This is a genomic window from Pseudomonas fluorescens, from assembly GCF_902497895.1.
In the GTDB taxonomy this organism is placed as follows: domain Bacteria; phylum Pseudomonadota; class Gammaproteobacteria; order Pseudomonadales; family Pseudomonadaceae; genus Aquipseudomonas; species Aquipseudomonas fluorescens_BP.
This window is the reverse complement of sequence record NZ_CABVHQ010000035.1, coordinates 34,695-60,959: the sequence shown is the minus strand read 5'-3', so window position 1 is coordinate 60,959 and position 26,265 is coordinate 34,695. Positions and strand designations below refer to the sequence as shown.

Here is a 26,265-nt window from a genome sequence, read left to right as displayed (position 1 = left end):
CGAACGGGAGCAAGCCCCCTCGCCACAACAAGCCCCCTCGCCACACAAGCCCGCTCCCACAGGTTACTCTTGCGTCCTGCGGATTATTCCTGAATCACATCGGCACCCTTGGGGATGTCGAACTTGAACCTGGACGGCGGAATCGGCTGGTTGGCCTTCACGCCGGTGAACAGGATATTGGTGCGCTGGCCGACGCTGTCGATCAGCTGCATGTCATTGACCAGACCGTTGCGGAACGACAGACGCAGGCTGTCGAACAGGGTGTCCTTGGTTTTCGGCTTGAGGGTGAAGTCGATCACCCCGCCGGCTTCCTTGGCGCTGATGTCGAAGCTTTCGCTGATCTTCGACACGTCGCCGGACAGCAGCAAGGCCGGGGTCTGGGTCAGGCGCTGATCGAGCTTTTTGATGGTGACCTGCTCCAGGTCCGGATCCCACAGGGAAACCTTCTTGCCATCGGAAACCATCAGCTGCTCTTGCGGTGCGTCGGTGTGCCAGTAGAACAGGCCAGGACGCTGCAGGGACATTTCACCCGCGGTTTCCTGCAATTGAGTGCCGCTGCCATCGAGGGTCAGCTGGGAGAAACGCGCCGTCAGGGTCTGCGACTTTTCGAGCAACTGAGTCAGACGCGCCACATCTTTGCTGTCGGCATGGGCCGAGAGAGTGGTTAAAGCCAGTACCGGCAACAACAGCATGCGGATAAGACGCATGGGAGTCCTCATAACATTCGTGGGGAGAGTGGCGGCGCATCACTGCCCCGCCGCTGTTCAATTCAGGTCAGTCGCGCACCGGGCCTGGAGCCAGGACTTCACGGGAACCGTTGGTATTCATGGAAGTCACGACTCCGGCCATTTCCATGGCTTCGATCATGCGCGCGGCGCGGTTGTAGCCGATTTTCAGCTTGCGCTGAACCGCGGAGATGGACGCCCGACGGCTTTCCAGGACGAACTGCACCGCTTCGTCGTAGAGCGCATCGGATTCGCTGTCTTCGTCGCCGCCGCTGCCGCCTTCAAAGCCACTACCGGCCTCTTCGACACCCGCGAGGATCTGGTCGTTGTATTCCGGTGCGCCACGCAGTTTCCAGGCTTCAACCACCCGGTGCACCTCTTCATCGGAGACGAAGGCACCGTGGACCCGGATCGGCAGGCTGGTCCCCGGCGGCATGTAGAGCATGTCACCGTGACCCAGCAGTTGTTCGGCGCCGCCCTGATCGATGATGGTTCGCGAATCGATCTTGCTCGATACCTGGAACGCCATACGCGTTGGAATGTTCGCCTTGATCAGACCGGTGATCACATCAACCGACGGACGCTGGGTCGCGAGGATCAAGTGAATACCGGCAGCACGGGCCTTCTGAGCGATACGGGCGATCAGTTCTTCGACCTTCTTGCCGACGATCATCATCATGTCGGCGAATTCGTCGACCACCACCACTATGGTCGGCAGCTTGACCAGCAGCGGCGCTTCGTCGTGAATGCTTTCGCGCTTGTACAAAGGGTCGGTCAACGGCGTGCCGGCGTCCTGAGCTTCCTTGATCTTGGCATTGAAGCCCGCCAGGTTACGCACGCCCATCTTCGCCATCAGTTTGTAGCGCCGCTCCATCTCCGCGACGCTCCAGCGCAGGGCGTTGGCCGCGTCCTTCATGTCAGTCACGACCGGGCAGAGCAAATGCGGAATGCCTTCGTAGATCGACAGCTCGAGCATTTTCGGGTCGATCATGATCAGCTTGGCGTCTTCCGGGCCAGACTTGAACAGGATCGACAGGATCATCGCGTTCACCCCCACCGACTTACCGGAACCGGTGGTACCGGCAACGAGCAAGTGCGGCATTTTTGCCAAATCAGTGATGACTGGCTTGCCGCCGATATCATGGCCCAGGGCCAGAGTGACCGGGGACTTGAAGTTATCGTACTCAGGTGTCGACAGCACTTCGGAGAAACGCACGATCTGCCGGTCTTCGTTGGGAATCTCGATACCGACGGTGGTCTTGCCGGGAATCACTTCCACCACCCGCACGCTGGTCACTGCCAGCGAACGCGCCAGATCCTTGGCCAGGTTGGAAATACGGCTGACCTTGACCCCCGCGGCCGGTTGAATCTCGTAACGGGTAATCACCGGGCCGGGATGAATCGAGTCGACCGACACTTCGACCCCGAATTCCTTGAGCTTGATTTCCAGCAAATGGCCGACCGCGGCCAGGGACTCTGGGGAATAGTTGAGTTGTTTCTTTTCTGCCGGGTCGAGAATCGAGATCGGCGGCAAGGTGCCTTCGACCGCACTGTCGACGAACAGCGGCGCCTGCTTCTCTTTTTCCACGCGTTTGCTGGGCGGCGGCGCTTTGGGCGGCGCTGGCGCAATCACCGGCGGAACCTGCTTCTCGCGATCGGACATGTGCTTGCTCAGGGCCTGCTCGCGCTCGATCAAACGCTCCTTGACCTTGGCCTGTTCACGCTTGTCGGTCACGGTCGGGGCCACCACTTCGTTGACCCGGCTGTCGACTTCACGCAATTGCGCAACCAGTTGCTTGCGCTCGTTACGCGCCTCCCACCAGCGATTGGCCGCGCCCTGAAACAGTTCGAACAGGTCGAGGGTGATCTTGCCGGTGACGTCCATGACCTTGAACCACGAGAGGTCGGTGAACACCGTCAGGCCGAACAGGAACAGCGCGATGAACATCAGGGTACTGCCCTGGATGTTGAGCGCGTTCTTCGCCAGGTCGCCGAGGCTTTCACCCAGCGCCCCACCGGCGCCCGCCGGCAAGCCGGTGGCGGCATGGAAGTGGATATGCGCCAGGGCCGCGCCCGACAGCACCAGAAACACCAGGCCGATCAGGCGCCAGGAAAACAGCCAGCCGCTCCATTCCCAGGTTTCGTGGCGATGACGGAAAATCTGATAGGTCTTGATCGCTAACAGCAGGGGAAAGATATACGCGAAATAACCCAGCACCATGAACAGAATATCGGCGCTGTAAGAGCCCGCGGGCCCGCCGAAGTTCTGCACGTCTTCAATCTTGCTGTTATGACTCCAGCCCGGATCGTCCTTACCGTAAGTCAACAATGCCATCATCAGGAACAGGCATAAGGCTCCGATGGCAATCAGTGCACCTTCCTTCAACCGGTAGTGCAGTTGCTGACGCCAGAGCGGAACTACTGTTTTAGGTGTAGCGGTGGATTTCTTCAAAACGCGTCTTTTCCTGCGCCTGTAGCGCGTCCAACTGTTGATTGACTACAAAAAACTGCTCAACCCGAGCAGGTAACAAAGTTAACTGGCGCAACTGGAGCTACTTTTACCACTCTGGCCCTGCATTCCAAAACCCCATAGGAGCTGCCGCAGGCTGCGATCCTTTAAATGCCAACGATTATCCAACATATGGATACAAAGCGGCATTGTACGGATTTGTCCACCCGATGCCACGCCAGCGGCTTCGGTGTAGCATAGCCAACAGCACTTTGCGCGCGGTTCAATTTGAGCATGCATTCTCTTTTGTGACAAAGGCTTATGAGGTGTTTTTATGAGCGAAGCGAAGCATTCACGCCTGATCATCCTCGGTTCCGGCCCTGCCGGTTACAGCGCAGCTGTTTATGCCGCCCGCGCCAACCTCAAGCCGACCGTCATCACGGGTCTGCAGGCTGGCGGCCAACTGACCACCACCGTCGAAGTCGACAACTGGCCTGGCGACGTCGAAGGCCTGACCGGTCCGGTGCTGATGGAACGCATGCAGAAACACGCCGAACGCTTTGATACACAGATAGTTTTCGACCACATCCATACCGCCAAGTTGCAACAGCGCCCCTTTGAGCTCACCGGCGACAGCGGCACTTATACCTGCGACGCCCTGATTATCGCCACCGGCGCTTCGGCGCAATACCTGGGGCTGCCATCGGAAGAGGCATTTGCCGGCAAAGGGGTTTCCGCCTGCGCTACCTGCGATGGTTTCTTCTACCGCAATCAGGTGGTCGCGGTAATCGGCGGCGGCAACACGGCAGTTGAAGAAGCGCTGTACCTGTCGAACATTGCCAAGGAAGTCCACCTGATTCACCGACGCGACAAACTGCGTTCCGAGAAGATTCTTCAAGACAAACTGTTCGAAAAGGCCGCCACCGGTAATATCCGCCTGCACTGGAATCAACATCTGGACGAAGTGCTGGGTGATGCCAGCGGCGTGACCGGTGCCCGGCTGCGGGACAGTCAGACTGGCGCAACCAGTGAGTTACCGCTGACTGGCGTATTCATCGCCATCGGCCACAAGCCCAACACTGACCTGTTCCAAGGCCAGCTGGAGATGCGTAATGGCTATCTGCTGGTCAAGGGCGGCAGCGAAGGCGATGCCACCGCCACCGAAATCGAAGGCGTGTTCGCCGCCGGCGACGTTGCCGATCACGTTTACCGCCAGGCGGTGACGTCCGCCGGGGCCGGCTGCATGGCAGCGCTGGACGCCGAGAAATACCTCGACGACGTTCCCACCGTTTGACAGCTCACTTCAAGGCGGGCCCTCCAGCCCGTCATCGCCCTCCCCTTCTGCAAGCCTGAATGCCATGCTGACCTGGTTACAACGCAACACCCTGACCTTTCCGCCGCTGGAAAAAGCCATGCGCGACCCCAATGGCTTGCTCGCGGCCGGCGGCGATCTGTCCGCCGATCGCCTGGTTCAGGCCTATCGCCATGGCTGCTTTCCGTGGTTCTCGGAAGGCCAGCCGATTCTCTGGTGGTCGCCCGATCCGCGCACCGTATTGTTTCCCGATGAATTGCATGTCTCGCGCAGCCTGAACAAGCTGCTGCGCCAGCAACGTTACGAGGTGACCTTCGACCGCGATTTCGCCTCGGTAATCCGCGCCTGTGCTGCTCCGCGCGAGCATGCCGACGGCACCTGGATCACCGAAGCGATGCAGGATGCCTATCTGCAATTGCATAAGCGCGGGCATGCGCATTCGGTCGAGGTCTGGGATCAAGGTGAGCTGGTCGGCGGGCTCTACGGCCTGGCAATGGGCCAACTGTTTTTCGGCGAGTCGATGTTCAGTCGTGCCGACAACGCCTCGAAGTTCGGCTTCGCGACCCTGGTCAAACACCTCAAGCAATCGGGCTTCGTGCTGATCGATTGCCAGATGCCTACCGATCATCTGCACAGCCTCGGCGCCCGGACCATACCGCGCAGCAGTTTTGCCGGCTACCTGCGCCAGCATCTCGATCTACCCAATACGGCCACCTGGGTTTCCTAGGCGACTTTTCCCAGCCTGGCTTACACTTAATCCAAAGCATTCCCAGAGGGTTGATCATGACCGAGTTGGCGCGCCTGAAGTTTTATGCCACTCAGCCCCACTCTTGCAGCTATCTGCCCGAAGAGCAGGCCACCACGCTGTTCCTCGACCCTAGCCAGCCCATGGATGTGCATGTCTACGCGGATCTGTCGGAAATGGGCTTTCGCCGCAGCGGCGACCACCTTTACCGGCCGCATTGCCAGAACTGCAATGCCTGTGTTCCGGCGCGCATTCCTGTGGCGCAGTTTTCACCCAATCGCCAGCAGAAACGCATTCTCAAGCGCAATGCCGATCTACAGGTGCATCCGGCGAGGCCCGGTTTCAGCGAAGAGTATTTCGATCTTTACCAGCGCTACATCGAACAGCGCCACTCTGATGGCGATATGTATCCACCGAGTCGCGATCAGTTTTCGACATTCCTGGTCCGCGACCTGCCGTTTTCCCGATTCTATGAGTTTCGTCTCGAGGGACGCTTGCTGGCGGTCGCCGTCACCGACCTGCTGCCCAATGGCCTGTCGGCGGTCTACACCTTCTACGAACCGGAAGAAGAGCGCCGCAGCCTGGGTCGTTTTGCGATTCTCTGGCAGATTGGCGAGGCCCGGCGGCGGGACTTGGACGCGGTTTACCTCGGCTACTGGATCAAAAACTGCAAAAAGATGAGCTACAAGACCCAATATCGGCCCATTGAGCTACTGATTAACCAACGATGGGTCACCTTGAGCTAGAAGCCCTTGGCTTAAACCCTATTTTTCGGGCACAATGCACGCCGCTTTTGCCTGGCGCAGTTGCACCGGGCCATTCATTGGATACCGAGGGCTTTACTGCATGTCGAAAGAAGACAGCTTCGAAATGGAAGGCACTGTCGTCGACACCCTGCCCAACACCATGTTTCGTGTGGAGTTGGAAAATGGGCACGTCGTAACCGCGCATATCTCCGGCAAGATGCGCAAGAACTACATTCGTATTCTTACCGGTGACAAAGTGCGCGTCGAGCTGACGCCCTATGACTTGAGCAAAGGGCGCATCACTTACCGCGCTCGATAAACAAGTCAATACAAAACGCCCGGCTTCTGCCGGGCGTTTTTGTTTGTCTGCGATTTAATGACCACCCGAATCTGCTTGCGTAGGAGCTGCCGAAGGCTGCGATCTTTTGATCTTGATTTTGCTTATGACCGGTAAAAGCAAAATCAAAAGATCGCAGCCTTCGGCAGCTCCTACAGGGGATTGGCGTGCTTCTTCAAGACAGCAAAAAGGCGCCCTTCGGCGCCTTTTGCTTTGTTACTCGTTACATCAGGCCATTTCGGCAGTGGTCTCGAACTCGAAGGTCAACTCGCCGTCCTTGAGGTCGATGTGTACCACACCGCCATGTTCGGCCAGTTCGCCAAAGAGAATCTCCTCGGCCAGCGGACGCTTGATCTTGTCCTGGATCAAGCGAGCCATTGGTCGCGCACCCATCTGCACGTCGTAGCCACCCTCCGCCAACCAGCCGCGTGCGGCATCGGTCACTTCGAGCAGGACACGCTTGTCTTCCAGTTGCGCCTGAAGTTCGGTAAGGAACTTGTCCACCACGCTTTTGATGACCTCATGGCTGAGGCGACCAAACTGGATAATGGTGTCCAGACGGTTACGGAATTCCGGCGTGAAGCTCTTCTTGATCGCTTCCATGGCATCGGACGAGTGATCCTGATACGTAAAGCCGATCGAGGCCCGCGCTGCGGTTTCGGCACCGGCGTTGGTCGTCATGATGACGATCACGTTACGGAAGTCCGCCTTGCGCCCGTTGTTATCGGTCAGCGTACCGTGGTCCATGACCTGCAACAGCAGGTTGAAGACTTCCGGATGCGCCTTCTCGATCTCATCGAGCAACAGCACGCAGTGAGGCTGCTTGGTGATCGCCTCGGTCAGCAAACCGCCCTGATCGAAGCCCACGTAGCCTGGAGGTGCACCGATCAAGCGGGAAACGGTGTGCCGCTCCATGTACTCGGACATGTCGAAGCGAACCAGTTCGATCCCCAGCGCCTTGGCCAGTTGCCGTGCGGCCTCGGTTTTACCGACACCCGTAGGGCCGGCGAAAAGGAACGAGCCCACAGGCTTGTCGGGCGACTTGAGGCCGGCACGAGACAGCTTGATTGCCGTGGACAAGGAGTCGATCGCCGCATCCTGGCCAAACACCGTCAGTTTCAGATCACGCTCAAGGTTACGCAGCAGCTCTTTGTCGGAGGTGGTGACGTGCTTTGGCGGAATCCGCGCGATCTTCGCGACGATGTCCTCGACCTGCGCCACTTCGATGCGTTTCACGCGCTTTTCGATGGGCTGCAGGCGCTGGTAGGCCCCTGCCTCGTCGATGACGTCGATGGCCTTGTCCGGCATGTGCCGATCATTGATGTAGCGCGATGCCAGCTCAGCTGCGGCACGCAACGCCTCATCACTGTATTCGATACCGTGATGCGCCTCGAAGCGCCCCTTGAGGCCTCTGAGGATGCCGATGGTGTCTTCTACCGAGGGTTCGGACACATCGACCTTCTGGAAGCGTCGAGCCAGGGCCCGATCCTTCTCGAAGATTCCACGGAATTCCTGGAAGGTGGTCGAGCCGATGCAGCGGATATCACCCGAAGACAGCAACGGTTTGAGCAGGTTCGAAGCATCCATGACGCCACCGGAAGCCGCGCCGGCACCGATGATGGTGTGGATTTCATCGATGAACAGGATGGCCTGCGGGCGCTTTTTCAGCTCGTTGAGCAACGCCTTGAAGCGTTTCTCGAAGTCGCCGCGGTATTTGGTGCCGGCCAGCAACGCCCCCAGATCGAGGGAGTAGACCACGCTATTGGCCAACAGATCAGGTACCTGATTGTCGACGATGCGTTTGGCCAGACCTTCGGCGATCGCGGTTTTGCCCACGCCCGCCTCACCCACCAGCAACGGATTGTTCTTGCGCCGGCGCGCCAGGATTTGCGCGACCCGTTCGACTTCCAGTTCACGCCCGACCAGCGGATCGATACGACCCTGGCGTGCGAGTTCGTTGAGGTTGCTGGCATAAGCATCCAGAGGATTGCCCGAAGAAGAAGACTCACCGCCCTCGTCGTCCTGCATATCTTGCTCACCTTCAGAGTGATCGCCATGCCCTGGCACTTTCGAGATGCCATGGGCGATGTAGTTGACGACATCGATGCGCGCAACGCTCTGCTGTTTCAGCAGAAACACTGCCTGACTCTCTTGCTCACTGAAGATTGCGACCAGTACGTTGGCACCAGTCACCTCGCGTTTGCCCGAGCTCTGTACGTGAAAGACAGCACGTTGCAGTACACGCTGGAAGCCCAGGGTTGGCTGGGTTTCACGATCCTCGTCATGCAGAGGGATCAATGGCGTGGTGGAGTCGATGAACTCCTGCAGGTCATGCTTGAGTTTTTCGAGGTTTGCGCCGCAGGCACGCAAAACGGTGGCGGCTGCCTCATTATCCAATAGTGCCAACAGGAGGTGCTCGACGGTCATGAATTCATGACGTTTCGAGCGCGCCTCCTTGAAGGCGAGATTGAGGGTGACTTCGAGCTCGCGGTTTAACATAGCTTCACCTCATACCCAAGTGGTCGGCGTTAACCGTCCTTCTCGATTTCACAGAGTAGCGGATGCTGGCTTTCCCTGGCGTACTGGTTGACCTGCATGGCCTTCGTCTCGGCGATGTCGCGGGTAAACACTCCACATACTGCCCGTCCTTCTGTATGAACGGCCAGCATTACCTTGGTCGCCAACTCTCGATTCAGGTTGAAAAACACCTCGAGCACTTCGACGACGAAATCCATCGGTGTGTAGTCATCGTTGAACAAAACCACCTTGTACATCGGTGGCGCCTGTAAGGCCGGCTTAGCTTCCTGTACAGCCAGGCCAGCTGAATCGTCGTCGTGTGAATCCGGGCGATCCTGATTGAATGTTAGTCGAATCTGGCTGATTGCATGCATGGAAAGAAAGGTTCGTCAGTTGTGCAAATACAGTGGTGGGGGCGGCTATGGACGATTTCAACTCTGGACCGCCCGGTCACCTTGACTATCGGCAAAACGGTGTTACAACCAATAGAGCCCACATTGGGTAATAAAGGTCCGCACAGTCAACCGGAATTCCTGGTTTGAGTGCAGATGAACTGGATGATACTCCAGTGATGGGGTCTGTTGCAGAGGGATATGAGCATGGCGAATGGCAAGGTCAAGTGGTTCAACAATGCCAAAGGGTATGGATTCATCAACGAGGACGGCAAGGACGAAGATCTGTTTGCCCATTACTCGGCCATTGAGATGGACGGCTATAAAACCCTGAAAGCAGGCCAGGCCGTGAGTTTTGAGATCATCCAGGGTCCCAAGGGCTTGCATGCCGTGAAAATCGGCGCGCTCAAAGTCCCGATCGCCGAGCCTGCCACGCCTGCTCCCCACGCGACGGTATCCAGCTAAAAAACTCCCAGGCATAAAAAAACCGGCCGACTCAATTATCTGAGTCGGCCGGTTTTTTGCTTAGCGCGGATCAGCTCACATGTGAGAGATCAGGGCATCGCCGAACGCGGAAGAAGACAGCAATTTAGCGCCATCCATCAGACGTTCGAAGTCATAGGTCACGGTTTTGGCCGAGATAGCGCCATTGGTGCCCTTGATGATCAGGTCGGCCGCTTCGGTCCAGCCCATGTGGCGCAGCATCATTTCAGCAGACAGGATCAGCGAACCCGGGTTCACCTGGTCTTTGCCAGCGTACTTGGGCGCCGTACCGTGGGTGGCTTCGAACATGGCGATGGTGTCGGACAGGTTGGCACCTGGCGCGATACCGATACCGCCCACTTCGGCCGCCAGGGCGTCGGAGAGGTAGTCGCCATTGAGGTTCAGGGTCGCGATCACATCGTATTCGGCCGGGCGCAGCAGGATCTGCTGGAGCATGGCGTCGGCGATGGCATCCTTGACGATGACGTTCTTGCCGGTTTTAGGGTTCTTGAACTGCATCCACGGGCCGCCGTCGAGCAAGGTAGCGCCGAACTCTTCGGCAGCCACTTCGTAGGCCCACTCTTTGAAGGCACCTTCGGTGAACTTCATGATGTTGCCTTTATGCACGATGGTCAGCGAGTCGCGGTCATTGTCGACAACGTACTGCAGAGCCTTGCGTGCCAGACGCTTGGTGCCTTCCAGGGAAACCGGCTTGATGCCGATGCCGCAGTTCTGGTCGAAACGGATTTTGGTAACGCCCATTTCGTCTTTCAGGAACTTGATGACCTTGGTCGCTTCCGGCGAACCGGCTTTCCACTCGATACCGGCATAAATGTCTTCCGAGTTTTCACGGAAGATGGTCATGTCGACGTCGCCTGGCTTCTTGACCGGGCTAGGCACGCCTTCGAACCAGCGCACTGGACGCAGGCAAACGTAAAGGTCCAGCTGCTGACGCAGGGCAACGTTCAGGGAACGGATGCCGCCGCCGACCGGAGTGGTCAGCGGGCCTTTGATGGAAACGACGTAGTCTTTGACCGCGTCCAGGGTTTCCTGAGGCAACCAGGTGTCCTGGTCGTATACCTGGGTGGCCTTCTCGCCGGCGTAGACTTCCATCCAGGAGATTTTGCGCTCGCCGCCGTAAGCTTTCTTAACAGCAGCATCGACAACCTTGATCATGACCGGGCTGATATCGACGCCAATACCATCACCTTCGATAAAAGGGATGATCGGGTTGTTAGGAACATTGAGAGAATGGTCTGCATTGACGGTGATTTTGTCGCCGACGGCTGGAACCTGAATCTTCTTGTATCCCATGCTGAACTCCGTTGTGTGGATTGAACATCTGGCTGCGCAGGAGCGTAACCCAGTTGAATCTGGACGGGAACCTTATGTTCCATACATCTAGGGCCGAACCTGCGCTCTTCGCTGGCTACAAGCCTTAAAGCAAAGGGAAAACCGCCAAAGCTCAGCACTAGGTCGACCAGTGTACGGCGCGCCCCGATCGCGGTCCTTTAGACCAAAGGAGCAAATTCGTTGCACTTCACCCATCGTCCTACTACTAAAGACCTATGTATAATGGCCCGGTGACCAGCGAGTCACTGCGGGCCGATCTGTCTGAAATGAGACTTTCAAGCCTGTAAAGGCTGAGTTGTTACCTCGACCCGGCCATCTGACGCTCGACTGATGCACCCAACATCACCGCGAAGAAACCTCGACTTTCGGCTCATGGACGACTTGAACGAAAGCGCATACCCCGCGCACCCCGAGTTTCCGAGCACGCCTAGCAAAGAAGAGAGTTAATCCGAATATGCCCACCCGTTCGAAGATCATCTATACCTTCACCGACGAAGCCCCCGCACTCGCCACCTACTCGCTGCTGCCCATCATCGAAGCCTTCACGGCCCCCGCTGATATCGCCGTGGAAACCCGCGACATCTCTCTTGCAGGACGTATTCTTGCCAGCTTCTCGGAGCTGCTGAGCGCTGGCAACGTGCCGGACCACCTCGCCGAACTGGGCGACCTGGCCATCACCCCGCAGGCTAACATCATCAAGCTGCCCAACATCAGTGCATCGGTGCCGCAGCTCAAGGACGCGATCAAAGAGCTCCAGGCCAAGGGCTTCGAGCTGCCGGACTACCCGGAAGCGCCGACCAGCGAGACCGAGAAAGACATTCGCTCCCGTTACGACAAAATCAAAGGCAGCGCCGTGAACCCGGTTCTGCGCGAAGGCAACTCCGACCGCCGTGCTCCGCTGTCGGTCAAGAACTACGCTCGCAAGCATCCGCATAAAATGGGCGCCTGGAGCGCAGAATCCAAGTCCCACGTAGCGCACATGACCAGCGGCGACTTCTACGGCAGCGAAAAAGCCGCCCTGATCGATGCCAAGGACAGCGTTAAAATCGAACTGATCGCTCGGGATGGCAGCACCACCGTCCTGAAAGAAAAAACCGCCGTGCAAGCCGGCGAGATCATCGATTGCGCCGTCATGAGCAAAAAAGCCCTGCGCAGCTTTATCGCCGCGCAAATCGAAGAAGCGCGCCAGCAAGGCGTGCTGCTGTCGGTTCACCTCAAAGCGACCATGATGAAGGTTTCCGACCCGATCATGTTCGGCCAGATCGTTGCCGAGTTCTACCAGGACGCCCTGAGCAAGCACGCTGACGTGCTGCGTCAGATCGGCTTCAACCTGAACAACGGCATCGGCGATCTGTACGCCCGCATCAAGGCGTTGCCGGCGCAGCAGCAAGCGCAGATCGAAGCCGACATCCAGGCGGTGTACGCCGCTCGCCCATCCCTGGCGATGGTCAACTCCGACAAAGGCATCACCAACCTGCACGTGCCGAGCGACGTCATCGTCGACGCCTCGATGCCGGCGATGATCCGCGACTCCGGCAAGATGTGGGGCACCGACGGTCAGCTGCACGACACCAAGGCGGTGATCCCGGATCGCTGCTACGCGACCATCTACCAGGCGGTTATCGAAGACTGCAAGCAACACGGCGCCTTCGATCCGACCACCATGGGCAGCGTGCCAAACGTTGGCCTGATGGCGAAAAAAGCCGAAGAGTACGGCTCCCATGACAAAACCTTCCAGATCAAGGCCGATGGCGTGGTCCGGATCAGCGACAGCGCTGGCCGCCTGCTGCTGGAACAGAACGTGGAAGCCGGCGACATCTTCCGCATGTGCCAGACCAAGGACGCGCCGATCCAGGACTGGGTCAAACTGGCCGTCAACCGTGCTCGCGCCAGCGACACCCCGGCCATCTTCTGGCTGGACCCGATGCGCGCCCATGACGGCGTAGTGATCGAGAAAGTTCAGGCTTACCTGAAGGATCACGACACCTCCGGCCTGGACATCCGCATCATGTCACCGGTCAACGCCATGGCCTTTACGCTGACGCGCATCCGCGAAGGCAAAGACACCATTTCGGTCACTGGCAACGTATTGCGCGACTACCTGACCGACCTGTTCCCGATCATGGAACTGGGCACCAGCGCCAAGATGCTGTCGATTGTCCCGCTGATGAACGGTGGCGGCCTGTTCGAAACCGGCGCCGGCGGCTCGGCACCAAAACACGTCCAGCAACTGCTCGAAGAGAACTTCCTGCGCTGGGACTCGCTGGGTGAGTTCCTCGCCCTGGCAGCGTCCCTCGAGCACCTTGGCAGCACCTACGCCAACTCCAAGGCCCAGGTACTGGCCAAGACCCTCGATCAGGCTACCGGCCAGTTCCTGGACAACAACAAGTCGCCGGCGCGCAAGGTCGGCAACATCGACAACCGCGGCAGCCACTTCTACCTGGCGCTGTACTGGGCCCAGGCCCTGGCCGCCCAGACCGAAGATGTTGCCCTGCAGGCGCAATTCGGCCAGCTGGCGAAAACCCTGACCGAGAACGAAGCGACCATCGTCGCCGAACTCAATGCCGTTCAGGGCAAGCCACTGGAGATCGGCGGTTACTACCACGCCACTCCAGCGCTGATCAGCAAAGCCATGCGCCCAAGCGAAACCTTCAACGCGGCGATCGCGGCGCTGGTTTCCGATAGCCTGGCTGCCTGATAGCACCGTGCTGTAACACCAGAAACCCCGGCCTCGCGTCGGGGTTTCTGTTTATGGCGCCACCCGTAGCAGCTGCCGAGCCTGCGAGGCTGCGTTCGGCCGCGAAGCGGTCGTAAAACCTGCTTCCACGGTTTGCCTGGGATACCGCAGTGCCTGATTTTACGACTGCTGCGCAGCCGAACGCAGGCTTCGCCAGCTGCTACGATAATTCGCCATTACTCTTTAAGCGGAACACACCATGACTTGGCAACCCCACATCACCGTCGCCACTATCGTCGAAGATAACGGCCGTTTCCTGATGGTCGAAGAACTCGCCGGCGGACGAGCGGTACTCAATCAGCCCGCCGGGCACCTGGATCCAGACGAAAGCCTGATCGACGCCGCCATCCGCGAAACCCTCGAGGAAACCGGCTGGGACATCGAACTGACCGGCGTGATCGGCATTTACCTGTACACCGCTCCGAGCAATGGCGTGACCTACCAGCGTGTGTGCTTCGCCGGCAAACCGCTGCGACACCATCGCGACTATCAGCTCGATGAGGGTATTATCCGTCCACGCTGGCTGACCCGTGACGAGTTGCTCGAGCATCGCGCGCACTGGCGCAGCGAGCTGATCATCCAGTGCATCGATGATTATCTGAGCGGTAAGATGCACAGTCTCGAACTGATCCGCCCTTCTCTTTAGCCTTGTGGGCTGCGGCCTGCTAGAATCGCGTCCTTTTTCAAGACACTCATTGAATCCCTATGCGTGATCCAGCCCCTTCTGACACACAAAAGAAGCGCGTCATTGTCGGTATGTCCGGCGGCGTGGACTCTTCCGTTTCCGCTCTCCTGCTGATCGAGCAGGGTTATGAGGTGGAAGGCCTGTTCATGAAGAACTGGGAAGAAGACGATGGAACGGAATACTGCACCGCCATGGACGACCTGGCGGACGCCCAGGCCGTGTGCGACAGGATCGGTATCAAGCTGCACACCGCCAACTTCGCCGCCGAGTACTGGGACAACGTGTTCGAACACTTCCTGGCCGAATACAAGGCCGGACGCACGCCGAACCCGGACATCCTCTGCAACCGTGAAATCAAGTTCAAGGCGTTCCTCGACTACGCCATGGTGCTCGGTGCCGACCTGATCGCCACTGGCCACTACGTGCGCCGCCGCGACATCGATGGCCGCACCGAACTGCTCAAAGGCCTGGACCCGAACAAGGACCAGAGCTATTTCCTGCACGCCGTCGGCGGCGAGCAGATCGCCAAGACCCTGTTTCCGGTCGGCGAGCTGGAAAAACCTGCGGTTCGCGCGATTGCCGAGAAACACCAGCTGGCCACCGCGAAGAAAAAGGATTCCACCGGGATCTGCTTTATCGGCGAGCGCCGCTTCAGCGACTTCCTCAAGCAATACCTGCCAGCCCAGCCAGGCGAGATCAAAACCACCGAAGGTGAAGTGATCGGCCGGCACCACGGCCTGATGTACCACACCATCGGCCAGCGCCAGGGCCTGGGCATCGGCGGCCTGAAAGACGCCGGTGAAGAGCCGTGGTACGTGCTGATCAAGGACCTGGAACACAACGAGTTGATTGTTGGCCAGGGCAATGACCACCCGTGGCTGTTCTCCCGCGCCCTGCTCGCCTCGGACATCTACTGGGTCAACCCGGTCGACCTGAGCGCACCACGCCGGCTCACGGCGAAAGTCCGCTATCGCCAGAGCGACCAGCCCTGCACCCTGGAAAAGACCGCCGACGGTTATCGGGCGATCTTCGACGACCCGCAGCGCGCAGTCACTCCAGGCCAGTCAGTGGTGTTCTACGACGGCGAAATCTGTCTCGGTGGCGGCGTCATCGAAATAGCCGAACCCTGGAGCAGCAAGGACCAGCGCCCATGAATCCGACTCAGGAGCAACTGATCGCCCTGGGCGGTGTGTTTCTCGCCGCAGTGCTGGTCGACAAAATTGCCAAGACCGGCCAGGTCACCGAAGCCGGCCTCGGTTGCATGCTCGGCAGCCTGCTGATCCGCGACCCGAAGGACACCCTGGAAGTCTACGGTGGCGACGATCTCAATCTGCGCGAAGGTTATCGCGCATTGGTCGGCGCCCTGGAACGCGACCCGAACACCCTGCAACGCGAACCGCTGCGTTATGCGCTGTCGATGCTCGGGCTGGAGCGACAACTGGCCAAGCGCGACGACCTGCTGGAAACCATCGGCAAGCGTCTGCCGCAAATCCAGTCCCAGGTCGAACACTTCGGTCCAGCCCACGAAAACGTGGTGGCGGCCTGTGGCGCGCTGTACCAGGACACCTTGAGCACCCTGCGCCAGCGTATCCAGGTGCACGGCGACATGCGCAACCTGCAGCAACCGAACAATGCTTCGAAGATCCGTGCGCTGCTGCTGGCCGGCATTCGCTCGGCACGGCTGTGGCGCCAACTGGGCGGCCATCGCTGGCAGCTGGTGGTCAGCCGCCGCAAACTGCTCAAAGAGCTTTACCCGCTGATGCGCAGCAGCTGAACCGCGCCCGCAACAGCATTTTGTAGTCTGTACGCGTAAGACGCTGGTCAGTTGGCAACGGACCCGCGGTTTTTTTTCATGTATGATACGCGCCCCATTTCGTTGCCCGACTGTCCGAGAACACCCCATGCAGCTTTCTTCGCTCACTGCGGTTTCCCCTGTTGACGGCCGCTACGCCGGCAGAACCCAGGCCCTGCGCCCGATTTTCAGCGAATACGGTCTGATCCGTGCCCGCGTCCTGGTTGAAGTGCGCTGGCTCCAGCGCCTGGCCGCACACCCGGCCATCAGCGAAGTTCCGGCGTTTTCCGCCGAAGCCAACGCGGTGTTGAACACCCTGGCGGAAAACTTCGCTCTGGAGCACGCCGAGCGCGTCAAAGAGATCGAGCGCACCACCAACCACGACGTCAAAGCCATCGAGTACCTGCTCAAAGAGCAGGCGGCCAAGCTGCCGGAACTGGCCAAGGTCAGCGAATTCATCCACTTTGCCTGCACCAGCGAGGACATCAACAACCTGTCCCACGCCCTGATGCTGCGCGAAGGCCGTGATGACGTAATGCTGCCACTGATGCGCCAGACTGCTGAAGCCATCCGTGAACTGGCCGTGCGTTTCGCCGACGTGCCAATGCTGTCGCGCACCCACGGCCAACCGGCTTCGCCGACCACCCTGGGCAAAGAACTGGCCAACGTGGTTTACCGTCTTGAGCGCCAGATCGCCCAGGTCGCTGCCGTTCCGCTGCTGGGCAAGATCAACGGCGCTGTCGGCAACTACAACGCACACCTCTCGGCCTACCCGCAAATCGACTGGGAAGAGAACGCTCGCGCCTTCATCGAAGACGAGCTGGGCCTGGGCTTCAACCCCTACACCACGCAGATCGAACCCCACGACTACATCGCCGAGCTGTTCGACGCCATGGCCCGCTTCAACACCATCCTGATCGACTTCGATCGCGATATCTGGGGCTACATCTCCCTGGGCTATTTCAAACAGCGCACCATCGCTGGCGAAATCGGTTCCTCGACCATGCCGCACAAGGTCAACCCGATCGACTTCGAAAACTCCGAAGGCAACCTGGGGATCGCCAACGCACTGTTCCAGCATTTGGCGAGCAAGCTGCCGATCTCGCGCTGGCAGCGTGACTTGACCGACTCCACCGTTCTGCGCAACCTCGGCGTCGGCTTTGCTCACAGCGTTATCGCTTACGAAGCAAGCCTCAAGGGAATCAGCAAGCTGGAGCTCAATGCTCAGAAGATTGCTGCGGACCTGGATGCGTGCTGGGAAGTCCTGGCCGAACCGATCCAGACGGTCATGCGTCGGTATAACATCGAAAACCCGTACGAAAAGCTCAAAGAGTTGACCCGTGGCAAGGGCATCAGCCCTGAAGCGTTGCAAACTTTCATCGACGGTCTGGAAATGCCCGCCGAAGCGAAGGCCGAGCTGAAAAAGCTCACCCCGGCCAATTACATCGGTAACGCCGTGGCACAAGCCAAACGCATCTGACCGATCGCAACAGATTTGAACGCCCGGCAGCGCCGGGCGTTTTTATTCCCGTCTGAAAAGTGCTTTTTTTCAATAGGTTACACATGAATCCTGATATTCCTCTTCAACTTCTGGGCGGTATCACTGCGCGGGAATTCCTACGCGACTACTGGCAGAAAAAACCGCTGCTGATCCGCCAGGCGATTCCTGACTTCGAAAGCCCGATCGACGCCGACGAATTGGCCGGCCTGGCACTCGAAGAAGAAGTCGAATCGCGCCTGGTCATCGAGCACGGCGAGCGCCCATGGGAATTGCGTCGCGGTCCGTTCGCCGAAGACGAATTCAGCAAGCTGCCGGAGCGCGAGTGGACCCTGCTGGTACAAGCGGTAGATCAGTTCGTGCCGGAAGTCGGCGAGCTGCTGGAGCACTTCCGCTTCCTGCCAAGCTGGCGCATCGACGACGTGATGATCAGCTTCGCCGCGCCAGGCGGCAGCGTCGGTCCGCACTTCGATAACTACGACGTGTTCCTGCTGCAAGGCCACGGCAAGCGCAATTGGAAAATCGGCCAGATGTGCGACTCCGAGAGTCCGCTGCTGCCCCATGCCGACCTGCGCATCCTCGCCGACTTCGAAGAAACCGCCGAATGGGTGCTGGAACCGGGCGACATGCTCTACCTGCCGCCACGCCTGGCCCACTGCGGTGTCGCGATCGACGACTGCATGACCTACTCGGTAGGCTTCCGCGCCCCGAGCGCTGCCGAAGTGCTGACCCACTTCACCGACTTCCTCGCCCAGTTCCTGCCGGACGAAGAGCGCTACACCGATGCCGATGCGCAGCCTGTCAGTGATCCGCACCAGATCCAGCACGACGCACTCGACCGCTTGAAAAGCCTGCTGGCCGAGCACATGAGCGACGAGCGCCTGCTGTTGACCTGGTTCGGTCAGTTCATGACCGAGCCACGCTACCCGGAACTGGTGGTCGGCCCGGAACTGGAAGAAGAAGACCTGCTGAGCAGTCTTGAGCAAGGCGCCGTGCTGATTCGCAACCCGAGCGCCCGCCTGGCCTGGTCGGAAGTCGATGACGACCTGCTGCTGTTCGCCAGCGGCCAGAGCCGCCTGTTGCCGGGCAAGCTGCGCGAGCTGTTGAAGATGGTCTGCGCCGCGGATGCGCTGCACAGCGACAACCTCGGCCCATGGCTGGCGGATGAAGATGGGCGCAACCTGCTCTGTGAACTGGTCAAGCAAGGAAGCCTGGGGTTTGCCGATGAGTAAGATTCACGTACGTGTCGCAGACTGGCAAAAGGATAACGCCGAGATCCGGCGCATTCGTGAAGCGGTGTTCGTCGCCGAGCAGTCCGTTCCGCCAGAGCTTGAATGGGATGCCGACGACGTCAGCGCCGTGCATTTTCTGGCCTTCGAGGGTGACTTCCCGATTGGCACCGCCCGCCTGCTGCCCGACGGCCATATCGGCCGGGTGTCGGTCCTCAGGGACTGGCGCGGGCTGAAGGTCGGTGTTGCACTGATACAGGCCGTGACAGGCGAAGCCGAGAAGCGCGGACTGAAGCATCTGAGTCTCAGCGCGCAGGTCCAGGCGACGGCTTTCTATGAGCGCATGGGCTTTACCATCGTCAGCGGCGAATTCCTCGAAGCAGGGATTCCGCATGTCGACATGGTGCGCGGGACTGACTGAAGACCTTGTGGCGAGGGGGCTTGCCCCCGCTGGAGAGCGAAGCGGTCCTAAAACCTGCCACCGCGTTTTACCAGACGCATCTCGGTGGGCATATTGGGGCTGCTGCGCAGCCCAACGGGGGCAAGCCCCCTCGCCACAGCAAGCCCCCTCGCCACAGCAAGCTCCCTCGCCACAGAGAACACCTCAAAACGCCCCGCCATCCCCAATGGCGGGGCGTTTTGATATGGTGCGAAGGGTTGCAGGCAAAATCAAAAGATCGCAGCCTGCGCCAGCGCATACGTTTAATTGCGGAGATCAACGGACATGTCCCTACGCACCCTGCTCACCACGCTGCTGCTGACCTGCGGTTTCTCGGTGCTCGCCGCCACCGAGATTGTGCCGCTCAACTACCGCACCAGCGCCGATCTGCTGCCGGTAGCGCAGAACTTCCTCGGCCAGGACGGCAAGGTCAGCGCCTACGGCAATCAACTGATCGTTAACGCTGAACCCGAGAAAATCGCCGAATTGCGGGCCTTTCTCGAACAATTGGACACCGCACCCAAGCGCCTGCTGATCACCGTCGACACCAATGAAAACAACACCCAGGACCAACAGGGCTACTCGGTGAATGGCGGCGCCAACACCCGCATCATCAGCCGCAACACCACCAGCCGAGACGGCGGCATCCAGCAGATCCAGGCCAGCGAAGGTGCTCCGGCGCTGATTCAGATCGGCCAGAGCGTGCCGCTGACCAGCACCCAGACCGACCCCTACGGTCGCCTGCAAAACCAGACCCAGTACCGCAACGTCACCCAAGGGTTCTACGTCACCGCCAGCGTCACTGGCGATATCGTTCATCTGAGTATCAGCACCAATCGTGATCGAATGAGCCAGGAACGTCCCGATGTAGTGAACGTGCAGAGCACCGACAGCACCGTCAGCGGCCGCCTTGGCGAATGGATCACCCTGGCCGGGGTCAATCGCCAGACTCAGGCCGACCAAAAGGCTCTAGCCCGCAGCTATGGGACACAAGGCCGGGATGACATGACCTTGCGCGTGAAAGTCGAAACTCTGGACCAAAGCACCAAAAACTGACTGATTAGTCGTATTAGACCAAAGATGTAGTGGCTCGAATAAACCACTACAAAACATTTGACGGGTCACAAAACCAAGGGCATGATGGCCCCGCTCCCGCTAATCAGGGGCCCTGGCAAGGGCCTTCGAATCGCCGCTCTGACTTACCCACCTGAGCCGATTTGTGTCTGTACCGCCCACAAGGCAGTTTGACGAGGTTGCGACTGGAACGAAGTTGTCCCGAGGGACGGAAGCGTAATTAGGTAGATCGGCTCCACACTGTTTGATCACATGAAGGCCCACGATGCCCGAATGTGCCCGGCAGCTCGCCCTTACCTGCTCACTTCCATTCTCGAGCCCATCGTTCGCCTGTCGCCTTCCCCGCCAAGCCTGACTTGACCTAAGCTTCTGGTCAGCGAGCAGCCCTTTACGCAACCCTCCAAACATGCGTATCTGGCAGTACGAATTTTCCACCCAAGAACGACTTTTTATAAAAGACGCGACGAGGTTTATCTCCATGGCACTGACACGCGAACAGCAAATTGCAGCCCTCGAAAAAGATTGGGCTGAAAACCCACGCTGGAAAGGCGTGACTCGCGCTTACTCCGCTGCTGACGTCGTCCGCCTGCGTGGCTCGGTTCAACCTGAGCACACCCTGGCACGTATGGGCGCCGAGAAACTCTGGAACCTGGTCACCCAAGGCGCCAAACCGTCCTTCCGTCCCGAGAAAGATTTCGTCAACTGCATGGGCGCCCTGACCGGCGGCCAGGCTGTACAACAAGTCAAAGCCGGCATCCAGGCCATCTACCTGTCGGGCTGGCAAGTTGCTGCAGACAACAACTCTGCAGAATCGATGTACCCGGACCAATCGCTGTACCCGGTGGATTCGGTTCCAACCGTGGTCAAGCGCATCAACAACTCGTTCCGTCGTGCTGACCAGATCCAGTGGAAAGCCGGCAAGAACCCGGGCGACGAAGGCTACATCGACTACTTCGCGCCAATCGTGGCTGACGCCGAAGCCGGTTTCGGCGGCGTACTGAACGCCTACGAGCTGATGAAAAGCATGATCGAAGCAGGCGCCGCAGGCGTTCACTTCGAAGACCAGCTGGCTTCCGTGAAAAAATGCGGCCACATGGGCGGCAAGGTACTGGTTCCTACCCAGGAAGCTGTACAGAAGCTGACCGCTGCCCGTCTGGCAGCTGACGTTGCCGGTACACCGACCATCATCCTGGCCCGTACCGACGCCAACGCAGCTGACCTGCTGACCTCCGATTGCGACCCGTACGACAAAGAGTTCGTCACTGGCGAACGTACCCAGGAAGGTTTCTACAAAGTGCGCGCCGGTCTCGACCAGGCTATCTCGCGCGGCCTGGCTTACGCTCCGTACGCCGACCTGATCTGGTGCGAAACCGCCAAGCCGGATCTGGCCGAAGCTCGTCGCTTCGCCGAAGCGATCAAAAAGGAATACCCGGACCAACTGCTGTCGTACAACTGCTCGCCTTCCTTCAACTGGAAGAAAAACCTGGACGACGCGACCATCGCCAAGTTCCAGCGCGAACTGTCCGCCATGGGTTACAAGCACCAGTTCATCACCCTGGCCGGCATTCACAACATGTGGCACAGCATGTTCAACCTGGCGCACGACTACGCCCGCAACGACATGACTGCCTACGTGAAGCTGCAAGAGCAAGAGTTCGCTGACGCTGCCAAGGGTTACACCTTCGTGGCTCACCAGCAGGAAGTGGGCACCGGCTACTTCGACGACATGACCACCGTGATTCAAGGTGGCTCGTCTTCGGTTACCGCGCTGACCGGCTCCACCGAAGAAGAACAGTTCCACTGATCGACTTCGCAGCATGAGCAAACGGCCATTGCGGACCGAGTAGAAAGCTAACTGCAATGCCGCCTATCTAACGCCCCGACTGGTTCGGGGCGTTTTTTTGCCTGGGATTCAGGGCTCGGCATGGTTTCTCTAACCTATGTGCTCCAGATTGAGCTCATTGCTCACAAGGATCGCTTCGGGTTGTGCGCCTGACTCAAGAACCACCTCTCACCCCAACCCTCTCCCCAAAGGGCATAGGTATCTACACATCTCGCTGGTCGAACACCTTACCTGTGGCGAGGGGGCTTGCCCCCGCCGGGTCGCGAAGCGGCCCTAAAACCGGCTATCGCGGTTTTCCAGGTAGAACGCATCCGCCGGTTTTACGACTGCTGCGCAGCCGAACGGGAGCAAGCCCCCTCGCCACAGTATTCGGCAGCCTTAAAAGATGTGTGGATACCTATACCCCAAAGGGGCGAGGGTTGGGGTGAGTGGTGGCATTCGGAGTAGAACATTACATCCAAAGTCGGATTCCCCTGCGCCGAGACTTGTATCAGGCTTACCCCTCACACAAGCGCCTGCGCACCTGCCAGGCTGTCACCCAGCACCACAAAAAATTGACCAAACGCAGTATCCGGTCCGAAAAAAAAGGTTAAAAAGGCTAGGCTCACAACTTGCGCTAAAGGGTATGTAACGGCAACTTCCTGGCCCTCATCGCGAATAACAGTTTAAAAGCCACGACAAACAATATTGATTATCATTTACGCTGATGCTGTTCGTTACATCGCTCACAAAACATAATTAACAAAACCCCGCCTAATGCCCGCAACGTATGGGCTGCGTGGGCTCGGAGGCACCTGATGTCCTTATTCCGCTAAATAATTTCGCTTTAGAAAATTTACTTGCACGGTGTTTAGCCATAAAATCAGCGAGATTGATTGCGCTGCGACATATCGTCACTGCTTTATTTCTTTTCAAGCTCAGAGACCTTTGCTCTCTGTTAAGGATTACCAGCATGCCCGAAGCGACAGGACTCATGGCCCACAACTGGGGCTTTGCCATTTTCCTTCTGGGTGTCGGCGGCCTTTGTGCCTTCATGCTCGGTGTTTCCAGCCTGCTCGGCTCAAAAGCCTGGGGCCGCAGTAAAAACGAACCGTTCGAGTCCGGCATGCTGCCTACCGGTGGCGCCCGCTTGCGGCTCTCAGCCAAATTCTATCTGGTCGCGATGCTGTTCGTGATCTTCGATATCGAAGCCCTCTTTCTCTTTGCCTGGTCTGTGTCCGTCCGCGAAAGCGGCTGGACCGGATTTGTCGAAGCTCTCGTTTTCATAGCAATTCTGTTGGCAGGTCTTGTCTACCTTTGGCGAGTGGGGGCACTTGATTGGGCTCCGGAAGGTCGTCGTAAGCGGCAAGCGAAGCTGAAACAATGAGGCTTTGGCGATGCAATACAATCTCACCAGGATCGACCCGGATGCTCCTAACGAGCAGTACCCGATCGGCGAACGGGAAACCGTTTCCGATCCGTTAGAAGATCAAGTCCACAAAAACATTTTCATGGGCAAGCTCGAAGACGTGCTGAACAGCACGGTCAACTGGGGACGTAAAAACTCCCTGTGGCCGTACAACTTCGGCCTTTCGTGCTGCTACGTGGAAATGACTACCGCCTTCACGGCGCCCCATGACATCGCACGCTTTGGCGCCGAGGTTATCCGGGCATCGCCGCGTCAGGCGGATTTCATGGTTATTGCCGGAACCTGCTTCATCAAGATGGCGCCGATCATTCAGCGTCTCTACGAGCAAATGCTCGAACCGAAATGGGTTATCTCCATGGGTTCGTGCGCCAACTCCGGTGGCATGTACGACATCTACTCCGTCGTTCAAGGGGTGGACAAGTTCCTGCCCGTGGACGTCTACGTGCCTGGCTGCCCGCCCCGCCCTGAAGCATTCCTGCAAGGCTTGATGCTGTTGCAGGAATCGATTGGCCAGGAGCGTCGCCCACTTTCCTGGGTCGTTGGTGATCAAGGCGTGTACCGCGCCGAGATGCCGTCGCAAAAGGAACAGCGCCGCGAACAGCGTATTCAGGTAACCAACCTGCGCAGCCCCGACGAAGTCTGATCCAGCTCTGGTTCTTACAAAGAAACGAGAAACTGGCTTCATTCTTTACGTTGACCGAAAGCGATAAAAAACCATGACTACAGGCAGTGCTCTGTACATCCCGCCTTATAAGGCAGACGACCAAGATGTGGTCGTCGAACTGAACAATCGTTTTGGCCCTGAGGCGTTTTCCGCCCAGGCCACCCGCACCGGCATGCCGGTGCTTTGGGTTACCCGTGCCAAACTCGTCGAAGTCCTGACCTTCCTGCGCAAACTGCCCAAGCCGTACGTCATGCTCTATGACCTGCATGGCGTGGACGAGCGTCTGCGCACCAAGCGCAACGGGCTGCCGAGCGGCGCCGACTTCACTGTGTTCTATCACTTGATGTCGATCGAACGTAATAGTGACGTAATGATCAAGGTCGCCTTGTCCGAGAGCGACCTCAGCGTACCGACCGTGACCGGAATCTGGCCGAACGCCAACTGGTACGAGCGTGAAGTGTGGGACATGTACGGCATCGACTTTGCCGGCCACCCGCACCTGACCCGGATCATGATGCCGCCGACCTGGGAAGGTCACCCGCTGCGCAAGGACTTCCCGGCCCGTGCCACCGAGTTCGATCCGTTCAGCCTGACCCTGGCCAAGCAACAGCTGGAAGAAGAATCGGCGCGTTTCAAACCGGAAGACTGGGGCATGAAGCGCTCCGGTGCCAACGAGGACTACATGTTCCTCAACCTGGGCCCGAACCACCCTTCGGCTCACGGTGCGTTCCGTATCATTCTGCAACTGGACGGTGAAGAGATCGTCGACTGCGTGCCGGACGTCGGTTACCACCACCGTGGCGCCGAAAAAATGGCCGAGCGCCAGTCCTGGCACAGTTTCATCCCGTACACCGACCGGATCGATTACCTCGGCGGGGTGATGAACAACCTGCCGTACGTGCTTGCGGTCGAAAAGCTGGCGGGCATCAAGGTTCCGGACAAGGTCGACACCATCCGCATCATGATGGCCGAGTTCTTCCGGATCACCAGCCACCTGCTGTTCCTGGGTACCTATATCCAGGACGTCGGCGCCATGACCCCGGTGTTCTTCACCTTCACCGACCGGCAGAAAGCCTACACGGTGATCGAAGCCATCACCGGTTTCCGTCTGCACCCGGCCTGGTACCGCATCGGTGGCGTCGCCCACGACCTGCCGCGCGGCTGGGAAAAGCTGGTGAAAGACTTCGTCGAATGGCTGCCAAAACGCCTCGACGAATACCAGAAAGCGGCCCTCGACAACAGTATCCTGCGTGGCCGGACCATTGGCGTCGCCGCCTACAACACCAAAGAGGCCCTGGAATGGGGCGTCACCGGTGCCGGCCTGCGTTCCACTGGCTGTGATTTCGACCTGCGCAAGGCCCGCCCTTACTCCGGCTACGAGAACTTCGAGTTCGAAGTACCGCTGGCGGTCAATGGCGATGCCTACGATCGCTGCATCGTCCGTGTCGAAGAAATGCGCCAGAGCATCAAGATCATCGACCAGTGCATGCGCAATATGCCGGCAGGCGCGTACAAGGCGGATCACCCGCTGACCACGCCGCCACCGAAAGAGCGCACGCTGCAGCACATCGAAACCCTGATCACGCACTTCCTGCAAGTTTCGTGGGGCCCGGTGATGCCGGCCAACGAATCCTTCCAGATGATTGAAGCGACCAAGGGTATCAACAGTTATTACCTGACGAGCGATGGCGGCACCATGAGCTACCGCACCCGGATTCGTACCCCAAGCTTCCCGCACCTGCAGCAGATCCCTTCGGTGATCAAAGGCAGCATGGTCGCGGACTTGATTGCGTACCTGGGTAGTATCGATTTCGTTATGGCCGACGTGGACCGCTAA

At 58.8% G+C, this 26,265-nt stretch carries 22 protein-coding genes; 17 read left to right on the top strand and 5 right to left on the bottom strand.

Annotated features, from left to right (window positions below):
- Nucleotides 1-83: 83 nt before the first annotated feature.
- A complete protein-coding gene (lolA, locus tag F8N21_RS18235) occupies nucleotides 84-707 on the bottom strand; it encodes an outer membrane lipoprotein chaperone LolA (protein ID WP_150643440.1) in 624 nt (207 codons plus the stop codon).
- 67 nt (nucleotides 708-774) lie between these two features.
- Complete coding sequence (gene ftsK, locus F8N21_RS18230; RefSeq protein ID WP_150643439.1) at nucleotides 775-3,177, bottom strand: DNA translocase FtsK; 2,403 nt, start codon at nucleotides 3,175-3,177, stop codon at nucleotides 775-777.
- Nucleotides 3,178-3,508: 331 nt separating this feature from the next.
- Between ftsK and trxB the strand changes: the two genes are divergently transcribed.
- The 4 genes from trxB (at nucleotide 3,509) to infA (ending at nucleotide 6,296) form a co-directional block, all read left to right on the top strand.
- The gene (gene trxB, locus F8N21_RS18225) at nucleotides 3,509-4,468 is read left to right on the top strand and encodes a thioredoxin-disulfide reductase (RefSeq protein ID WP_150643438.1); all 960 of its coding nucleotides are present in this window, start codon (nucleotides 3,509-3,511) and stop codon (nucleotides 4,466-4,468) included.
- Nucleotides 4,469-4,532: 64 nt separating this feature from the next.
- Complete coding sequence (gene aat / locus F8N21_RS18220; RefSeq protein WP_150643437.1) at nucleotides 4,533-5,213, top strand: leucyl/phenylalanyl-tRNA--protein transferase; 681 nt, start codon at nucleotides 4,533-4,535, stop codon at nucleotides 5,211-5,213.
- Nucleotides 5,214-5,269: 56 nt separating this feature from the next.
- Nucleotides 5,270-5,977: an arginyltransferase gene (locus F8N21_RS18215; protein WP_150643436.1), complete on the top strand. Its 708-nt coding sequence runs from the start codon at nucleotides 5,270-5,272 to the stop codon at nucleotides 5,975-5,977.
- Nucleotides 5,978-6,077: 100 nt separating this feature from the next.
- Nucleotides 6,078-6,296, top strand: coding sequence for a translation initiation factor IF-1 (infA, locus tag F8N21_RS18210; RefSeq protein ID WP_002553999.1), 219 nt, complete (start codon nucleotides 6,078-6,080; stop codon nucleotides 6,294-6,296).
- Nucleotides 6,297-6,542: 246 nt separating this feature from the next.
- Here infA and clpA read toward each other — a convergent pair whose 3' ends face one another.
- Nucleotides 6,543-8,813: an ATP-dependent Clp protease ATP-binding subunit ClpA gene (gene clpA, locus F8N21_RS18205; RefSeq protein ID WP_150643435.1), complete on the bottom strand. Its 2,271-nt coding sequence runs from the start codon at nucleotides 8,811-8,813 to the stop codon at nucleotides 6,543-6,545.
- 29 nt (nucleotides 8,814-8,842) lie between these two features.
- A complete protein-coding gene (clpS, locus tag F8N21_RS18200; protein WP_150643434.1) occupies nucleotides 8,843-9,205 on the bottom strand; it encodes an ATP-dependent Clp protease adapter ClpS in 363 nt (120 codons plus the stop codon).
- A 225-nt stretch (nucleotides 9,206-9,430) separates the two neighbouring features.
- Here clpS and cspD point away from each other — a divergent pair, with 225 nt between their 5' ends.
- On the top strand, nucleotides 9,431-9,688 hold the full coding sequence (gene cspD / locus F8N21_RS18195; RefSeq protein WP_150643433.1) for a cold shock domain-containing protein CspD: 258 nt from the start codon (nucleotides 9,431-9,433) through the stop codon (nucleotides 9,686-9,688).
- Nucleotides 9,689-9,763: 75 nt separating this feature from the next.
- On the opposite strand, the gene icd is transcribed toward cspD, so the two are convergent.
- Nucleotides 9,764-11,020, bottom strand: coding sequence for an NADP-dependent isocitrate dehydrogenase (gene icd / locus F8N21_RS18190; RefSeq protein WP_150643432.1), 1,257 nt, complete (start codon nucleotides 11,018-11,020; stop codon nucleotides 9,764-9,766).
- A gap of 493 nt (nucleotides 11,021-11,513) precedes the next feature.
- Here icd and F8N21_RS18185 point away from each other — a divergent pair, with 493 nt between their 5' ends.
- From F8N21_RS18185 to nuoC, 12 genes are all read left to right on the top strand, one after another.
- Complete coding sequence (locus F8N21_RS18185; protein ID WP_150643431.1) at nucleotides 11,514-13,757, top strand: NADP-dependent isocitrate dehydrogenase; 2,244 nt, start codon at nucleotides 11,514-11,516, stop codon at nucleotides 13,755-13,757.
- Nucleotides 13,758-13,995: 238 nt separating this feature from the next.
- The gene (locus F8N21_RS18180; protein ID WP_150643430.1) at nucleotides 13,996-14,442 is read left to right on the top strand and encodes an NUDIX hydrolase; all 447 of its coding nucleotides are present in this window, start codon (nucleotides 13,996-13,998) and stop codon (nucleotides 14,440-14,442) included.
- Nucleotides 14,443-14,501: 59 nt separating this feature from the next.
- On the top strand, nucleotides 14,502-15,635 hold the full coding sequence (mnmA, locus tag F8N21_RS18175) for a tRNA 2-thiouridine(34) synthase MnmA (RefSeq protein ID WP_150643429.1): 1,134 nt from the start codon (nucleotides 14,502-14,504) through the stop codon (nucleotides 15,633-15,635).
- Nucleotides 15,632-16,255: a high frequency lysogenization protein HflD gene (hflD, locus tag F8N21_RS18170; RefSeq protein WP_150643428.1), complete on the top strand. Its 624-nt coding sequence runs from the start codon at nucleotides 15,632-15,634 to the stop codon at nucleotides 16,253-16,255. The genes mnmA and hflD overlap by 4 nt, the downstream gene beginning before the upstream one ends.
- A 127-nt stretch (nucleotides 16,256-16,382) precedes the next feature.
- The gene (purB, locus tag F8N21_RS18165) at nucleotides 16,383-17,753 is read left to right on the top strand and encodes an adenylosuccinate lyase (protein WP_150643427.1); all 1,371 of its coding nucleotides are present in this window, start codon (nucleotides 16,383-16,385) and stop codon (nucleotides 17,751-17,753) included.
- A gap of 83 nt (nucleotides 17,754-17,836) precedes the next feature.
- The gene (locus F8N21_RS18160; RefSeq protein WP_150643426.1) at nucleotides 17,837-19,003 is read left to right on the top strand and encodes a cupin domain-containing protein; all 1,167 of its coding nucleotides are present in this window, start codon (nucleotides 17,837-17,839) and stop codon (nucleotides 19,001-19,003) included.
- Nucleotides 18,996-19,421 carry a GNAT family N-acetyltransferase gene (locus F8N21_RS18155; protein WP_150643425.1) on the top strand — a complete coding sequence of 142 codons (426 nt, stop codon included), beginning with the start codon at nucleotides 18,996-18,998 and terminating at the stop codon, nucleotides 19,419-19,421. The genes F8N21_RS18160 and F8N21_RS18155 overlap by 8 nt, the downstream gene beginning before the upstream one ends.
- Before the next feature lie 303 nt (nucleotides 19,422-19,724).
- Entirely contained in the window at nucleotides 19,725-20,495 is a 771-nt protein-coding gene (locus tag F8N21_RS18150) for a secretin N-terminal domain-containing protein (RefSeq protein WP_150643424.1), read from the top strand.
- Nucleotides 20,496-20,991: 496 nt separating this feature from the next.
- Complete coding sequence (aceA, locus tag F8N21_RS18145) at nucleotides 20,992-22,317, top strand: isocitrate lyase (protein ID WP_150643423.1); 1,326 nt, start codon at nucleotides 20,992-20,994, stop codon at nucleotides 22,315-22,317.
- 991 nt (nucleotides 22,318-23,308) lie between these two features.
- Nucleotides 23,309-23,722 carry an NADH-quinone oxidoreductase subunit A gene (locus F8N21_RS18140; RefSeq protein ID WP_007929187.1) on the top strand — a complete coding sequence of 138 codons (414 nt, stop codon included), beginning with the start codon at nucleotides 23,309-23,311 and terminating at the stop codon, nucleotides 23,720-23,722.
- A 10-nt stretch (nucleotides 23,723-23,732) separates the two neighbouring features.
- Nucleotides 23,733-24,407: a NuoB/complex I 20 kDa subunit family protein gene (locus tag F8N21_RS18135; protein WP_150643422.1), complete on the top strand. Its 675-nt coding sequence runs from the start codon at nucleotides 23,733-23,735 to the stop codon at nucleotides 24,405-24,407.
- Nucleotides 24,408-24,480: 73 nt separating this feature from the next.
- Complete coding sequence (gene nuoC / locus F8N21_RS18130) at nucleotides 24,481-26,265, top strand: NADH-quinone oxidoreductase subunit C/D (protein WP_150643421.1); 1,785 nt, start codon at nucleotides 24,481-24,483, stop codon at nucleotides 26,263-26,265.

What these genes read in the sequence shown, in the direction of transcription:
- lolA (WP_150643440.1), bottom strand. Translation starts at nt 707, where the DNA reads ATGCGTCTTATCCGCATGCTGTTGTTGCCGGTACTGGCTTTAACCACT.
- trxB (WP_150643438.1), top strand. Translation starts at nt 3,509, where the DNA reads ATGAGCGAAGCGAAGCATTCACGCCTGATCATCCTCGGTTCCGGCCCT.
- aat (WP_150643437.1), top strand. Translation starts at nt 4,533, where the DNA reads ATGCTGACCTGGTTACAACGCAACACCCTGACCTTTCCGCCGCTGGAA.
- F8N21_RS18215 (WP_150643436.1), top strand. Translation starts at nt 5,270, where the DNA reads ATGACCGAGTTGGCGCGCCTGAAGTTTTATGCCACTCAGCCCCACTCT.
- infA (WP_002553999.1), top strand. Translation starts at nt 6,078, where the DNA reads ATGTCGAAAGAAGACAGCTTCGAAATGGAAGGCACTGTCGTCGACACC.
- clpA (WP_150643435.1), bottom strand. Translation starts at nt 8,813, where the DNA reads ATGTTAAACCGCGAGCTCGAAGTCACCCTCAATCTCGCCTTCAAGGAG.
- clpS (WP_150643434.1), bottom strand. Translation starts at nt 9,205, where the DNA reads ATGCATGCAATCAGCCAGATTCGACTAACATTCAATCAGGATCGCCCG.
- cspD (WP_150643433.1), top strand. Translation starts at nt 9,431, where the DNA reads ATGGCGAATGGCAAGGTCAAGTGGTTCAACAATGCCAAAGGGTATGGA.
- icd (WP_150643432.1), bottom strand. Translation starts at nt 11,020, where the DNA reads ATGGGATACAAGAAGATTCAGGTTCCAGCCGTCGGCGACAAAATCACC.
- F8N21_RS18185 (WP_150643431.1), top strand. Translation starts at nt 11,514, where the DNA reads ATGCCCACCCGTTCGAAGATCATCTATACCTTCACCGACGAAGCCCCC.
- F8N21_RS18180 (WP_150643430.1), top strand. Translation starts at nt 13,996, where the DNA reads ATGACTTGGCAACCCCACATCACCGTCGCCACTATCGTCGAAGATAAC.
- mnmA (WP_150643429.1), top strand. Translation starts at nt 14,502, where the DNA reads ATGCGTGATCCAGCCCCTTCTGACACACAAAAGAAGCGCGTCATTGTC.
- hflD (WP_150643428.1), top strand. Translation starts at nt 15,632, where the DNA reads ATGAATCCGACTCAGGAGCAACTGATCGCCCTGGGCGGTGTGTTTCTC.
- purB (WP_150643427.1), top strand. Translation starts at nt 16,383, where the DNA reads ATGCAGCTTTCTTCGCTCACTGCGGTTTCCCCTGTTGACGGCCGCTAC.
- F8N21_RS18160 (WP_150643426.1), top strand. Translation starts at nt 17,837, where the DNA reads ATGAATCCTGATATTCCTCTTCAACTTCTGGGCGGTATCACTGCGCGG.
- F8N21_RS18155 (WP_150643425.1), top strand. Translation starts at nt 18,996, where the DNA reads ATGAGTAAGATTCACGTACGTGTCGCAGACTGGCAAAAGGATAACGCC.
- F8N21_RS18150 (WP_150643424.1), top strand. Translation starts at nt 19,725, where the DNA reads ATGTCCCTACGCACCCTGCTCACCACGCTGCTGCTGACCTGCGGTTTC.
- aceA (WP_150643423.1), top strand. Translation starts at nt 20,992, where the DNA reads ATGGCACTGACACGCGAACAGCAAATTGCAGCCCTCGAAAAAGATTGG.
- F8N21_RS18140 (WP_007929187.1), top strand. Translation starts at nt 23,309, where the DNA reads ATGCCCGAAGCGACAGGACTCATGGCCCACAACTGGGGCTTTGCCATT.
- F8N21_RS18135 (WP_150643422.1), top strand. Translation starts at nt 23,733, where the DNA reads ATGCAATACAATCTCACCAGGATCGACCCGGATGCTCCTAACGAGCAG.
- nuoC (WP_150643421.1), top strand. Translation starts at nt 24,481, where the DNA reads ATGACTACAGGCAGTGCTCTGTACATCCCGCCTTATAAGGCAGACGAC.